Origin of the sequence: Methyloglobulus sp., from assembly GCF_046714055.1 — a bacterium.
Taxonomy (GTDB): domain Bacteria; phylum Pseudomonadota; class Gammaproteobacteria; order Methylococcales; family Methylomonadaceae; genus Methyloglobulus.
On the sequence record NZ_JBKKBJ010000272.1, the window covers coordinates 25004 to 38924 of the forward strand.

Here is a 13921-nt window from a genome sequence, read left to right on the forward strand (position 1 = left end):
TGATTTTAATCCCCTCATCCCGGCCTTCTCCCAGAGGGAGAAGGAGATTTTTGAATTTTTAGAGGTTCCCTAAAGTTCTCATGGCCTCCTTTCCTGTATCCAGTTTTTGCAAAGAACATTAGAGAAACAGGATAGAGTGCTAATAGTGGAACAATAAAACTGTATATCCACCCTGTCGATAAGCAAATGTCTTCCAGTCTTGAAATAATCAAGCCTAGCAAAAAAGGGCATTGTTAATTAGGTTTTTGAATCTTTAGAGATTCCCAAAAGTTGTCCGAAAAAGTGGGATTATTGTCATTGTGTCTGCAAAAAATAAGCGCAGAATACAAACCAAGATCACACATTGGAGCTTGTTATGGATCACGTAAAGCCTACATTTAATCAGCAACATCGTAATATTGCGATGTTGGTGTATCCAGATTGTTTACTGATAGATGCAATCGGGCCAACGGAAGTGTTCAATTTCACCAATGCAGCGTTACAACAGATGGGTCGGATATCACTATCGGAGTCAGTCTATACCTTATCTATTGTTGCTGAAAAAAAGGGGCCCGTCAAAACGTCGTCTGGGGTATGTCTAGTTGCCGATAAAGGCTACGAAGACATGGATGAAGGCATTGATACGCTAATGGTAGCTGGAGCGACTCATGTGGTATATCTCGAAGCAGCCAAGCAGGACACCAAGATGCGAAACTGGTTGATTCACATGATGCCCAAGGTAAGAAGGATGGTTTCGATCTGCACGGGCGCATTAATACTCGCGGAAGCCGGCTTGCTGGATGGCCGTAAAGCTACCACCCATTGGTTGTATTGTGATCAACTTGCCCTCCAGCACCGGAATATCCGGGTTGAACCCGATAAGATATTTGTCCGTGACGGCAATATGTACACATCCGGTGGCGTAACAGCAGGCATTGATTTGGCTTTAAGCCTGGTCGAAGAAGATTGGGGCTGGGAGGTCGCGGCTTCAGTAGCGCGCGGGATGTTGATTTTTATGCGCCGCCCTGGCGGACAATCGCAGTTTAGTAGCTACATATTCAATGAAGCGAAAACCCGTAAAGATTTTAGGGAGTTACAGGCGTGGATAGTCAGTAACCCTGATACGGATTTGGGTGTTGAACAGTTGGCTGAACGCATGGCGATGAGCCCCCGTAATTTTTCCAGGTTGTTCTGCCACGAAATTGGCATGACACCGGCAAAGTTTGTCGAACGCATTCGCCTGGAGGCCGCCAGGAATATGATGTTACAAACCAATATGCCCATGGAAAGTGTCGCCGTCAATTGTGGATTTGGTAATGCTGAACAGATGCGGCGGTCATTCCAACGGCTATTGAAAACGACACCACAGGAGCATCGATCCTATTTTAGATAGTTCCGTGGGTTGATAAACCTAGCCTTAGTTAATTTTTTCCATTGTTATAAGGAGAAATGTATGTCCAATTACAACAAAATGTTTAAATTAAGCGTTAAAGAAGTTGATTTGATTGAATGTTCAATTCGGTCTCAAATCAGCCAACTCTCTCGTATAGGGGCTATCGATACGCACAGCGAAGCTTTAGATAACCACAATAGGATTATTGAGCTGATGCATGTAATGGGGACGTTACATAACCAGAAGATTTGGTACGGTCAGGTGCATCATACCGGCGTTCCGCTTGGATAAGGTCAATTTATTGATACCTATAATTAGAGTAGTGAGGAGCTAGCCATGAAAATTTTATTATTATCATCAGCCTATAACGGTTTGACACAACGGGTTCATGTTGAACTGATGCAACGCGGACATACGGTGTCCATTGAAATTGCCATTAATGAGCAAACCATGCTGGAAGGTGTGCAACTGTTTAAACCCGATATTGTTATCTGTCCATATTTGCGCCATCGTATCCCTGAAAGTATTTTGCGGCTTTACATGTGCATAGTTGTCCATCCGGGCATTAAAGGTGACCGTGGGTTGTCGTCCCTTGATTGGGCGATACAAAACAAGGAACCGGAGTGGGGCGTGACGTCAATACAGGCGGCCGTTGAAATGGATACGGGCGATATTTGGGCAACCGCGACTTTTAAAATGCGCCCTGGCACCAAAAGCAGTATCTACTCCATAGAAGTCACGGAAGCGGCTGTCAAGGTGGTTTTGCAAACCCTAGACCGCTTTCAGGATGCCAGCTTTAAACCGGAACCCTTGGATTACAGCAAACCGGATGTCTGCGGACAACTGCTTCCAAACATGAAGCAAGTTGATCGCCGTATTGATTGGCAAGTCGATACCACAGCCACTATCCTGGATAAACTCTATGCTGGCGATGGCAGCCCTGGAGTTGTTGATGTCATTTTTGGCAATGAATATTACCTGTACGGCGCGACCAGGGAAATTAATCTAGGGGAAGGTAAACTTCTGGGCGAGCCAGGAGAATTGATTTCCACCCGCTTAGGGGCGATATGCCGGGCTACGATTGATGGCGCAGTCTGGTTATCGCATCTAAAACGCAAGGCCAGCAATGGCGATAAGCCTTGCTTTAAATTACCTGCCGCAATGGTTTTGGGCGATAAAATAGAAAATTTGCCCGAAATCCCGGTGAGTATCTACCACAGTACGGCCAATACGTTCAGGGAAATCTGGTACGAAGAAAAAAATGCGGTCGGCTATTTGCATTTTGATTTTCATAATGGCGCAATGAGTACCGGGCAATGCCTGCGCTTGCGTGATGCCGTCATGGAAGTGCGTAGTCGCCCAACGCGGGTCCTTGTGCTGATGGGGGGAAGGTCTGCCTGGTCAAACGGCGTTCATCTGAACATTATCGAAGCGTCAAACAACCCTGCCGAGGAATCCTGGCATAACATCAATGCCATTGATGACCTTATCTACTCGATCCTTACGGCCACCAACAAAATAACGGTTGCCGCAGTGCATGGCAATGCGGGTGCGGGCGGCGTGCCGTTTGCGCTGGCCTGCGATAAGGTTTGCGTACGGTCGGGTGTGGTGTTCAACCCGCATTATAAAAGCATGGGCTTATATGGTTCCGAATACTGGACTTATTCATTACCCAGACGGGTCGGCTATGAAAAAGCGCTGGAAATAACCGAAGCCTGCCTACCTATGGGTATGCAGGAAGCCAAACAAATCGGTTTGATTGATTTCATTATCCCTGAAATGCTTGATGCTTTTGACAACAAGGTAAAGATGATGACCGAAAGCCTTGCCCAGAGCAACAATTACGAAAAAATACTGGAGAGCAAAGCGCGAAGACGCAGCCATGACGAGTTTGTCAAACCGCTGAAGGTTTACCGCCAGCAAGAATTGAGGCGCATCAGGGAGGATTTCTACAAACCGAATACCCCCTATCATCCCGTCCGCAAACAATTTGTTTACAAGACACCGGCAACGGGAACCCCAGTACGATTGGCGCATCATCGCCGCTCCAATCGTACCGATGACAGTGTTTTGTTGCTAAAAGAAAGAACTGGCAGCCAAACGGCTTTAGGACTTATCCATAATCCTATAAAAATCAGTTAGATTTGATGTTTCGCGCTACCGTATGGGCAACCCCTTGTGGTTGCCCGGATAACCACAAGGGGTTGCCAGGGCAGGCACAAGGCCTGCCCCTACAATGCCCTCACCATTTGGGTGATTAATTATAGTTGTACAATGCCTTGATAATTCTTAGCTTAAATCTGATCACGAATACTTCAACTGATTTTTTTAGGATAAGTAATATTACCCTGATTTTTCCTTTTTTCTTGCTTGATAAAAAGTGGTGTTGTGATTTAGGATACTCCCAATATGGGAGTATTCAGCTTTCAACTCATGTGAATCATTGCCAAAAGCACTCTTAAAAAATTCTGGGAACAACCCGCCTATCGAAACGCAAAAGGCCCACTCGAAAGCTGGCACGAAGAAGCGCTAAAGGCTGATTGGCAATCGCCGCAAGCAATAAAGAACCCATACAGAAATGCCGGCATCTGCAATAACAACCGAGCAACCGAGTGGTATTTAACATCGGCGGCAACAAATACCGTTTGGTTGTGGAAATGCAATATCGTGCAGGCATAGCCTGGATAAAGTTCGTGGGCACACATGCCCAATATGACATGATTGATGTGGAGACAGTAAATGACTATTAAACCCATCCGAAACGACCAGGAGTTAAAAACGGCATTCCAACGGCTTGAAATCATCTTTCAAGCCGAACCCGATACGCCCGAAGCTGATGAAATGGAAGTGTTGGTTACCCTGATTGAAGTTTATGAAAACAAGCATTACGCCATAGCACCGCCCGACCCGATTGAAGCCATTAAATTCAGGATGGATCAACAAAACCTCAGCGCCCGCGACTTGGAGGCTTATATCGGCAGCAGTGGCCGGGTATCGGAAGTGCTTAACCGCAAACGCCCTTTGAGCCTGAGAATGATTAAACGCCTGCACGACAGCTTGAGTATTCCCTATGAGAGTTTACTGGCTGGTGCGGGGTGAAGGGGGTTGAACAAGGCGGGATAGGTATCGCATACCCATTCCAAAGCTCACCGAGTCATCTAGCTTTTGATAACTCGAAGCCACCCCCTTATTCATTTCTTGCTATTCCCGACAGCTGCTTTGGGCATGAACAAACGGATGAAAAACTTTTCGATTTCAACTAGTATGAACACACTGGATGCAACCGTAACGATCATTTGCCAAGTATGCGCGTCTAACTCAGCGGTACCAAATAACATTTGCATGGGCGGCCAATAGGTAAACGCCATTTGGAATAAGATTAGCAGTATGATCGCCAGCCACACCAGCCAGTTAGCGAACCGGCCATGCAGATTGAGCACGGAATGGTACAAATAACGGCTATTGAAGACATAAAATATTTCAAACATAACCAGCGTATTCACAGTCACCGTCCGTGCCTCTTCAATCGAGGTGCCCAATGACCGCTCCCAGAGAAACAGGCCGAAAGAACCGGTTATCATAATGAGCGACACAAACAGGATGCGCCAAACCAAAAACGCCGAGAGTAATGGCTCATTCGGCTTCCTGGGCATGCAGCTCTCATAATGTTTCGCTCCGGCGGCTCAAAGGCGAGCGTTAGCGCCAGCGTCACCGCAGTAACCATGTTGACCCATAAAATTTGTACTGGGATGAGGCAATGTTTCACCTAGCCAATATTTTTCTCCGAAACAGCTTTTCAAGTTCCAAAATAGCAAACACGCCAACACCGATGGCGATAATCTCCAGGCCATGCACAAAATCTACCGGGCGGGTGTCAAAGAACTCTTCCATAAACGGCGCATAGGTAAACACCAGCTGCAACAGGATGACCGCAGTGACGCCAATCAGTACCGCCGGTGAATTGAACAGGCGCTGAAACTTTAGGGATGAAACGCGCAGGTAGCGTACACTGAACAGGTAAAACACCTCCATCGTCACCAGCGTATTGACCGCATAGGTGCGCGCTTCCTCAAGCGTGGAACCCTGATGCAGACTCCATGTAAAAATACCGAAGATGCCGGCTGCGAACAGTACGGAGACCAATAGTATGCGCCATGCCAGAAACCCTGAAAGCATGGGCTCGTTTGCCGGTCGCGGCGGACGTGTCATGCTGTCCGGTTCGGCGGGCTCGAAGGTGAGCGTCATGGCCAGGGCTATCGAACTCACCATATTAACCCAGAGGATCTGCAAGGGCGTGATCGGCAAGGTATAGCCCAACAGGATAGCAACGATGATACTGATGGATTCGCCGCCGTTGGTCGGCAGCAGAAACACAACGGCCTTTTTCAGGTTCTCATAAACCGCGCGACCTTCTTTGACGGCATGGACGATGGTGGCGAAGTTGTCATCGGTAATCACCATCACCGAGGCTTCCTTGGCGGCTTCAGTGCCTTTATGGCCCATGGCGATACCGATGTCGGCACGCCTGAGTGCGGGCGCATCATTCACGCCATCGCCCGTCATCGCGACAATGGCGCCGTCCGTTTGCAGCAAGCTGACCAGACGCAATTTATGTTCCGGGCTGACCCGCGCATAAACATCGACATCCTGAACCCGACGGCGCAATTGTTCTTCGCTCATCTGCTCCAGATCATGCCCCGTGATGGCTTCCGCCGAATTGACCAGATTCAACTGGGCAGCGATGCTGCACGCAGTAAGCGCATGATCGCCGGTGATCATTTTTACCCGGATACCCGCAGCCTGGCATTCTTTGATTGCCTCGACAGCCTCGGTACGCGGTGGATCAATCAGGCCGAAAAGCCCGAGCAAAACCAAATCATCCTTCAAGTCGTCAAAAGCCAGTGCTTGGCTGTGACTGTGCGCGGGTTTACAGGCTACAGCCAATACCCGTTGCCCGTTCCGGGCCAGTAACTCAATCTGCTCTTGCCAGTAATGGCTGTTGATTGCCTGGTCGCCAGATGCGGTACGCTGTTGCGTACACATCTCCAGCATACGTTCCGGTGCGCCCTTAACAAAAATAAGCGCATCACCCGCATGACTGTGGTGCAAAGTGGCCATGAACCGGTGTTCGGAATCGAATGGAATCAGGTCGGTACGGGGATAATTTTTGCCTTCTTCGTCCGTATTCAGTCCCGCCTTCATGGCGGCAATCAGCAATGCCGCCTCCATCGGATCACCGTGAACGCGCCATTCCTCGCCACTTTGTTCAAGGGCAGCATCATTACAGAACATACCTGCCCGCAACGCCTGCATCAGTATGGGGGACTGTTCGACCGCGATCTCCGCGCCATTGTGCAGAAAACCGCCATGAGGATCGTAGCCCGTGCCCGTCACCTCAAACAATTGCTCGGCTGTCACCAGAGACCGTACCGTCATCTCGTTGCGCGTCAAGGTGCCGGTTTTGTCAGTGCAGATGACGCTGACCGAGCCCAGTGTTTCCACCGCCGGCAAGCGTCTGATAATCGCCTTGCGGGCAGCCAGGCTCTGAACGCCGATTGCCAGCGTCACCGAAAGAATGGCTGGCAACCCTTCAGGGATGGCCGCTACAGACATGCCTACGACGATCATGAACATTTCCATCGCATTGAAACCACGCACCAACACGCCAAATGTAAAAATCAGTGCCGACAGCAGCAATACCGTAGCGGTAACCCAGCGGGCAAAGACCGCCATTTGCCGCAACAGCGGTGTCGTCAGTGTTTGCACTTGCGACACCAGCGTACTGATATGTCCGATTTCGGTTTTAGCACCGGTCGCTACCACAAGTCCCGATGCCTGACCTACGGTGACCAGCGTTCCGGAGTAGGCCATGCACAGCCGGTCGCTCAATACGGCGTCAGCTGCAACCGGTCCGGCACGTTTTTCCACCGGTATCGATTCACCGGTCAGCACCGCCTCTTGAATTTGCAAGTTCTTGACTTTAAACAGCCGCATATCGGCAGGCACTTTGTCACCCGGTTGCAGCAGCACGATATCGCCGGGCACCAGTTCTTCCGCGGGTACGGTAATGCGCCGTCCCTCACGCTGCACCATGGCCTGTGAAGACAGCATCTGCCGTATTGCCCGGAGTGCATTTTCCGCTTTACCTTCCTGAATAAAGCCGACCAGGGCATTGAGCATTACCACTGCCAAAATCATGCTGGTATCCGTCCAGTGTCCCAGTATCGCGGTAATGCTCGCAGTGCCGAGTAACACATAGATCAGTAGATTATGAAATTGCACGATGAAACGTACAAACACACTGCGTGGCTTGCCTTCCGGCAAGCGGTTAAAACCGTACAAAGCGCGGCGGCGCACAATTTCGTCACCCGCCAGTCCATGGGTTTCGTCGACATCAAGGGCATTGAGCACTGCTTCTGTCGATAATACATGCCAGTTTTGGTCAGGCATTTGGGTGTTGGTTGTTTCAGCAGGCAAGTCGGCACTTTTGGCTCGATTTTTTACTATCTGCCAAATCACCCTGGCGACTAATAGGATCAAGAGTAATAGAGCTGCTAAAATCAGAGCTGATAAGTATGGCAGTGAAAGCTGATGATCGAGCCATGACCTGAAATTTGAAGCAGATAGCTGGAATGTTGTATCGTTCATCTATATTTTCCTGATGGGCACATTATGAAGTGGCTGAAGAAGCGTTTGAAAGGGCTTCGGCTGGTTGCTGATGCAGTCTATTGAACCGACTTTTATTTAGCCGCTGCTTGATTTCCTGCTGGCTTAAGCCCTGCTTAGTGCTGGTAAAGGCTTCACACGTTGCCTCTGGCGAAATCGTGTGCCATGGACGACTGTTTGATGGTTTGTTTTTTCATCATTAATGGTCTCATTTGTGGTTCTGTTTGTGGTTCACATCAGCAAGCTTCTCAAGCCCCTCTTTTTGAGTCAAATCAACACCCACACTGACAATGAAACTGGTAACTGCTTCAATATCCATGCTTGATTTTACGACTTTTGACTGGTGTACAAGAAGGGTAAAGCCGGACGTTGGATTTGGAGAAGTCGGTACATAGATAACCAGCATTTCTCCCACTTTGTTGGTGACATAACCCGGCACCCACAAGCCTTCCTTGGGATATTCAAGAAAAATAATTTCCTTGACGGCACTTTTTTCCTGATTGCCGAACAGATTGACCAATTTTTGGCTGACCCTGTATATCGTCCTGATCATTGGAATTCGGTTAATGAATAATTCTATCTGATGCAAAGCCCATAGTTTTTCTGATTTTGTGATTCTAAACCCGATATAGGCGATTACAATAAAAGACAGCGTGAATGCCAGGACAGTCACAAAGATATTGTTGGAGTATCCGTAAATATAAATAAAAAAATCTCTCAGGATGGTTTCCAAAAACACCAAGACTTGAATGATGATAACTAGCGGAATGACCGCCAAAATACCGACTATAAAATATTTTAGGCTTGATCTTATAAAGCTAAGCATATTTGACTCCTGGTTAAGGTTCAATCTGGTGCAATAAAGCAAAGGCAATTCTTATAGAGGGTTTTCGAGGCAATAAACTTCCCCCTCTTATAAGGCGGTCTACATGGCTTTCCACAATTTCTGCATTTCCAGGAACATAAAAGAAGCCGTCCAGCTTATCAGCACTAAGCTGGTTAACGCCTCAAGTCCCGCCAGAAACCGGAGATCGCCTGTCGGTTTTATATCCCCTATACCAAGCGAGGTATAGGTTGTGAAGGAAAAATAACTGCAATCCATCAGACTGTTATTAACGTGGCCTTCCAGCGTACCAAAGTAAGTTGAGCGTATCTTGAAATAATAGGCAAAGGCAAATAACCAAATTTCGATAATATGGGCGAACAAAGCGCCAAAAACGCCAACCAATACGCGCAAGCGAAGCCTTATCTTTAACCAAGGCAGCAACATGGATAACAAGTTGAGCGCTTCAAAATGAATCAACACGGCAATACCGACAATAATGCTATTGATTATAAAGGTGTATACCATATTTTTGCAGGTGTAAATCCGTGCAAGCTCGTCAGGATATAGGGTTCGTGCTATTTCTTGCCGTCCTTCACAACGACCAACGCCAGTCCTGTATTTCTGGCATGTCTTCACCGTGTTCAGCAATATAGTGTTTATGATCAATCCGTTTATTGCGCAACATCTGCTTAAGATAAACAGCCTGGTCTTTCAAGCGTGACACCCGGTCAATGACATCCATCGCCAGATGAAACCGGTCCAGATCATTCATGACCACCATATCAAACGGTGTTGAGGTAGTGCCTTCTTCTTTGTAGCCCCGCACATGCAAGTTGGCGTGGTTAGTGCGTCGATAAGTCAAACGATGGATCAATGTAGGGTAGCCGTGATAAGCAAACAAAATCGGTTTGTCCGTGGTGAACAGTTCATCAAAATCACGATCTGACAAGCCATTGGGATGCTCGCTAGTGGGCTGTAGCTTCATCAAATTGACGACATTGATGACCCGAATTTTCAAATCCGGCAGTTCACGGCGCAAGATGTCTACCGCCGCCAATGTTTCCAGGGTAGGCACATCACCGGCGCAAGCCATGACCACATCCGGTTCAGTACCGAAATCATTGCTTGCCCATGTCCATACCCCCAGACCTATCTCACAGTGTTTTAGGGCTTCATCCATCGTCAACCATTGCGGGGCGGGTTGTTTGCCAGCGACAATCACATTAACGTAATTACGACTGCGTAGCACATGGTCAGTAACCGACAGCAGCGTATTGGCATCCGGCGGCAAAAATACCCGGATCACTTCGGCCTTTTTGTTGACGACATGGTCGATAAAACCGGGGTCTTGATGCGAGAAGCCATTATGATCCTGACGCCAGACGTGTGAGGTCAGCAAATAATTCAACGAGGCTATCGGTCTGCGCCAGGGAATGCCATTACAGGTTTTCATCCATTTGGCATGTTGGTTAAACATGGAATCGACGATATGGATAAACGCTTCATAACAGGAAAAAAAGCCATGTCGCCCCGTCAATAAATAGCCTTCCAGCCAACCTTGACAGGTATGTTCGCTCAGTATTTCCATCACGCGACCGTCCTGCGACAGATTGGTATCTTCAGGCAGGATTTTTTCCATCCACACCCGTGAGGTTTCCGAAAACACATCATCCCAGCGATTCGATGCCGTCTCGTCCGGGCCAAAAAGTCGGAAATTTTTCTGGTCGGCATTGTTTTTCATGACATCCCGTAAAAAACTGCCCATGACACGAGTGGCTTCGGCATCAATGGCTCCAGGTGTCGGCACATCGACCGCATAATCGCGAAAATCAGGCAAACGCAAATCATGCAACAACAAACCGCCATTGGTATGGGGATTGTCGCTCATGCGTCGCCGACCCCGTGGCGCAAGCGCACGTAATTCCGGTAATGGCGTACCGTTGGCATCAAATAACTGTTCCGGCTGATAACTTTTTAACCAGTCTTCCAATAGCTTGACGTGTTCGGGATTTCCAGCCAAATTGGCTAACGGCACTTGATGCGAACGCCAAAAACCTTCAGTTTTTTTGCCATCGACACTGGCAGGGCCTGTCCAGCCTTTGGGAGTACGCATAATGATCATTGGCCAGCGCGGACGTTGCTGTTTGCCAGTCGGGTTGTTGCGTGCCTGTTGTTGAATGGCTTTGATGTCTGCCAGGCACTGTTCCAATACTGTCGCCATGCGCGGGTGTACCAGATTAGGATCACTGCCTTCCACCAGATAAGGCTGGTAGCCATAACCCCGGAACAGCATCAACAATTCGTCTTCATCAATGCGGCTTAAGATCGTTGGATTAGCGATTTTGTAGCCGTTTAAATGCAGGATCGGTAACACTGCGCCATCCCGGGCTGGATTAAGAAATTTATTGGAATGCCAGGCGGCGGCAATAGGGCCGGTTTCTGCTTCTCCATCACCGACCACACAACAGGCAATCAAATCAGGGTTATCAAACACGCTGCCGTAAGCATGAGACAAGGCATAACCCAGTTCACCGCCTTCGTGAATTGAACCGGGCGTTTCGGGTGCGACATGGCTGGGTACACCGCCCGGAAAGGAAAACTGCTTAAACAACGCTTTCATGCCCTCTTTATCTAAGGTGACAGTGGGGTAGTATTCGCTGTAAGTGCCTTCCAGCCAGCAATTGGCCAGCATAGCCGGGCCGCCGTGGCCTGGGCCACAGATAAAGATCATGTCCAGGTCATGGGCGTTGATTAGCCGATTTAAGTGTACGTTGATAAAATTTAATCCCGGTGTCGTCCCCCAATGCCCCAATAGGCGTGGTTTATTATGCGCCAGGGTTAAGGGTTCAGTCAGCAAGGGATTGTCCAGCAAATAAATCTGTCCAACCGATAAATAATTGGCGGCTCGCCAATAAGCATGCAGTCGTGCCTGTTCTTCAGGGATTAATTGAAAAGCTTGTTGGGTTTCCACAATGTATTCCTTTGATTTTATAAATGAGTCTTAACTTCTGAGAAATAGTTCATCTGCCTAGCACACTCGCGTTCTTCTTCAGCATGAATAACCAGCACGCGGGAGCGGCTGTTTTCGGCGCTAATATCGAGATGATGTTGACACGTCAGTTGGTTAGTATTGCTATCGATTGCAAAACCTAAATGACCTAAATCCTGAACGATTTTTTGCCTGATTAGCGGCGCATTTTCGCCGATGCCACCCGTAAAAATTAACGCAGAAACGTTACCCAACACGGCACAATAGGCACCGATATATTTTTTTATCCGGTAACAAAACATCTCAATAGCCAAATGGGCTTTAACATCACCTTGTTCGGCTTTTTGTAAAATGCGGCGCATATCACTTTCCCCGCATACGCCACGTAGCCCGCTTTGTTGGTTGAGTAACTTATCCAGTTGATCCAATGTCATGCCTTCCCGTTGTAAGGTGATAGCAATCATGGGGTCTAAATCGCCACATCGGCTGGCCATTATCAATCCTTCTGTGGGTGAAAAACCCATTGAGGTATCGACGCTGACACCCGCACGTACTGCTGTCGCACTGGCTCCGCCCCCTAAATGCAGAATGATCAGGTTCAGGCTTTCAGGGGTGCAAGCCAGTAATTCCGCAGCAGTTGTCAGGCTATGCTGGCAAGAAATGCCGTGGAAGCCATAGCGGTAAAAATTCGTCCGCTCTGACAAATGTTCAGGGATCGCATAACGTCCGGCATAATCAGGAATCTGGCGGTGAAATGCCGTGTCAAATACGGCAAATTGCGGCAGCGCCGGAAAGGCTTGCCCAGCCATTAACACACCCAGGCGATTAAGTGGATTATGCAACGGCGCATAACTATCCAATTGCCCGATTTGCTTGAGGACGTGTTGGTCAATGGGGGTTATGGCAGAGAAATAGTCGCCGCCATGGACAATGCGATGGCCTATGGCCGAAACCTTTAAACTGTCCCTGGCAAGCCATTGTTGCCAAGTGCATAATACGATCCCTAACGCGGCCCTCACATCATGGTCATCGGCATGATATTGCCGGAACGCCTGCCCTTGTTTATCCATGCCATCAACATTAAGTCCAGCAGCACAACCGTAGTCCGCATTTAATAGCGCGATAGCCTTTAAGCCTTCATCAAATAAGCGCGTTTTAATTGAAGTGCTGCCGACATTGACGATCAGAGTTGATGTATTCATAAGCAAGCAGCGGTAAAGATAATTTTCATGGGTACATCATAATTACATGCCTCTATGACATGTTGATCTCAGTCAACAAATGTAGGGTTTGGATACCGCTTTGACAAAATATGCGAATAGAACCCATAGTTGAACCTCTCGTTTATTTTTTAAGTCATAATTAGACCAGCAGTAAAACAAAAGTACCGAACAGTCCAACACATTGCATAAGCAATAGTATAACTTTTTGGTTTGTCGGCAAACCCTGCCAAGCCTGAATAGCCCAAGTCCTGATAAGTGCATATTGCTCCAGCAGGTGGCTTTCAGGCTCTGAAATACAGCGGGCAGCCGCCGCGACAACCAATACAAAGCCAATACCCCAGCGCCCACAGTCAGATAAAAAAGATGAATTGGCTGTGTACCTTGCCGTCACCCAAGTTATGCTCAATAATTTCCTCAAACTGAAATTCAGCACTTTCATATAAGGTGGACTAGCGGGGGTATTTGTTCAAATATCCCCGCTAGTCCAAAATGGCAAAAGTAAAGAACCGATGCCTGCTTCTAGCAGCATCCGGCTGGTTTGCACTGGGTTTTCTTGAGATTCGGTGCCAACACTCATGCAAATTGAAGTCCGGGCAATTTAGGTGAAGAGAAAAAGGGTCGCACTTAGCGAACTGATGATAAGCGCAAACCGAATCCAGGTCATGATTTTAGACGATTCCACCATGGCAAGCCGTCGCTCCTGAGCAGTGGTGTATGCACGCCGCGCGGCACTATGTGCCTTGTGCGAAAGATACCACGATAAGCCAATGGCTATCGCCAGACTGCTCCAGAAAATGATAATTTCCGCCGCTCGCTTAGACAGATGGAAAGCCCCCTCAAGGAAC

Annotated in this window: 14 protein-coding genes and 1 pseudogene; 5 read left to right on the forward strand and 10 right to left on the reverse strand. The window is 48.2% G+C overall.

The annotated features are described in order from the left end of the window. Positions 1–355 precede the first annotated feature (355 nt). The 5 genes from ACLQ6D_RS16315 (at position 356) to ACLQ6D_RS16335 (ending at position 4471) form a co-directional block, all read left to right on the forward strand. Positions 356–1372, forward strand: coding sequence for a GlxA family transcriptional regulator (locus tag ACLQ6D_RS16315; protein WP_411728367.1), 1017 nt, complete (start codon positions 356–358; stop codon positions 1370–1372). Between the two features lie 60 nt (positions 1373–1432). Further along, entirely contained in the window at positions 1433–1663 is a 231-nt protein-coding gene (locus ACLQ6D_RS16320; protein ID WP_411728368.1) for a hypothetical protein, read from the forward strand. A gap of 45 nt (positions 1664–1708) precedes the next feature. Continuing rightward, complete coding sequence (locus ACLQ6D_RS16325) at positions 1709–3514, forward strand: hydrogenase maturation protein (RefSeq protein WP_411728369.1); 1806 nt, start codon at positions 1709–1711, stop codon at positions 3512–3514. Between the two features lie 470 nt (positions 3515–3984). Further along, on the forward strand, positions 3985–4122 hold the full coding sequence (locus ACLQ6D_RS16330) for a type II toxin-antitoxin system HigB family toxin (RefSeq protein ID WP_411728370.1): 138 nt from the start codon (positions 3985–3987) through the stop codon (positions 4120–4122). Further along, entirely contained in the window at positions 4112–4471 is a 360-nt protein-coding gene (locus ACLQ6D_RS16335) for a helix-turn-helix domain-containing protein (protein WP_411728371.1), read from the forward strand. The genes ACLQ6D_RS16330 and ACLQ6D_RS16335 overlap by 11 nt, the downstream gene beginning before the upstream one ends. A 92-nt stretch (positions 4472–4563) precedes the next feature. On the opposite strand, the gene ACLQ6D_RS16340 is transcribed toward ACLQ6D_RS16335, so the two are convergent. The 10 genes and pseudogenes from ACLQ6D_RS16340 to ACLQ6D_RS16385 all read right to left on the reverse strand — a co-directional run. Then, positions 4564–5025: a cation transporting ATPase C-terminal domain-containing protein gene (locus ACLQ6D_RS16340; RefSeq protein ID WP_411728372.1), complete on the reverse strand. Its 462-nt coding sequence runs from the start codon at positions 5023–5025 to the stop codon at positions 4564–4566. Positions 5026–5039: 14 nt separating this feature from the next. Beyond that, positions 5040–5096, reverse strand: a pseudogene (locus tag ACLQ6D_RS16345) (hypothetical protein); the annotation flags it as partial. Between the two features lie 38 nt (positions 5097–5134). After that, positions 5135–8020 (reverse strand): cation-transporting P-type ATPase, encoded by a 2886-nt coding sequence (locus tag ACLQ6D_RS16350; RefSeq protein ID WP_411728373.1) that lies wholly within the window; start codon positions 8018–8020, stop codon positions 5135–5137. Between the two features lie 22 nt (positions 8021–8042). Continuing rightward, complete coding sequence (locus tag ACLQ6D_RS16355; protein WP_411728380.1) at positions 8043–8195, reverse strand: cation-transporting P-type ATPase; 153 nt, start codon at positions 8193–8195, stop codon at positions 8043–8045. A gap of 51 nt (positions 8196–8246) precedes the next feature. Further along, a complete protein-coding gene (locus ACLQ6D_RS16360; RefSeq protein ID WP_411728374.1) occupies positions 8247–8864 on the reverse strand; it encodes a DUF502 domain-containing protein in 618 nt (205 codons plus the stop codon). A gap of 99 nt (positions 8865–8963) precedes the next feature. Continuing rightward, positions 8964–9389: an ion channel gene (locus ACLQ6D_RS16365; RefSeq protein ID WP_411728375.1), complete on the reverse strand. Its 426-nt coding sequence runs from the start codon at positions 9387–9389 to the stop codon at positions 8964–8966. 67 nt (positions 9390–9456) lie between these two features. Next, positions 9457–11835 (reverse strand): phosphoketolase, encoded by a 2379-nt coding sequence (locus tag ACLQ6D_RS16370; RefSeq protein WP_411728376.1) that lies wholly within the window; start codon positions 11833–11835, stop codon positions 9457–9459. 17 nt (positions 11836–11852) lie between these two features. After that, positions 11853–13055: an acetate/propionate family kinase gene (locus ACLQ6D_RS16375; protein ID WP_411728377.1), complete on the reverse strand. Its 1203-nt coding sequence runs from the start codon at positions 13053–13055 to the stop codon at positions 11853–11855. Between the two features lie 160 nt (positions 13056–13215). Further along, entirely contained in the window at positions 13216–13467 is a 252-nt protein-coding gene (locus ACLQ6D_RS16380) for a hypothetical protein (protein ID WP_411728378.1), read from the reverse strand. Positions 13468–13674: 207 nt separating this feature from the next. Next, positions 13675–13921, reverse strand: a 247-nt coding sequence (locus tag ACLQ6D_RS16385; protein WP_411728379.1) for a hypothetical protein, incomplete at its 5' end; no start/stop codon positions are given.

Excerpts from the sequence above, each read along its gene's own strand:
- ACLQ6D_RS16365 (WP_411728375.1), bottom strand. The coding sequence starts at position 9,389 with ATGGTATACACCTTTATAATCAATAGCATTATTGTCGGTATTGCCGTG.
- ACLQ6D_RS16315 (WP_411728367.1), top strand. The coding sequence starts at position 356 with ATGGATCACGTAAAGCCTACATTTAATCAGCAACATCGTAATATTGCG.
- ACLQ6D_RS16335 (WP_411728371.1), top strand. The coding sequence starts at position 4,112 with ATGACTATTAAACCCATCCGAAACGACCAGGAGTTAAAAACGGCATTC.
- ACLQ6D_RS16360 (WP_411728374.1), bottom strand. The coding sequence starts at position 8,864 with ATGCTTAGCTTTATAAGATCAAGCCTAAAATATTTTATAGTCGGTATT.
- ACLQ6D_RS16325 (WP_411728369.1), top strand. The coding sequence starts at position 1,709 with ATGAAAATTTTATTATTATCATCAGCCTATAACGGTTTGACACAACGG.
- ACLQ6D_RS16320 (WP_411728368.1), top strand. The coding sequence starts at position 1,433 with ATGTCCAATTACAACAAAATGTTTAAATTAAGCGTTAAAGAAGTTGAT.
- ACLQ6D_RS16350 (WP_411728373.1), bottom strand. The coding sequence starts at position 8,020 with ATGAACGATACAACATTCCAGCTATCTGCTTCAAATTTCAGGTCATGG.
- ACLQ6D_RS16340 (WP_411728372.1), bottom strand. The coding sequence starts at position 5,025 with ATGCCCAGGAAGCCGAATGAGCCATTACTCTCGGCGTTTTTGGTTTGG.
- ACLQ6D_RS16375 (WP_411728377.1), bottom strand. The coding sequence starts at position 13,055 with ATGAATACATCAACTCTGATCGTCAATGTCGGCAGCACTTCAATTAAA.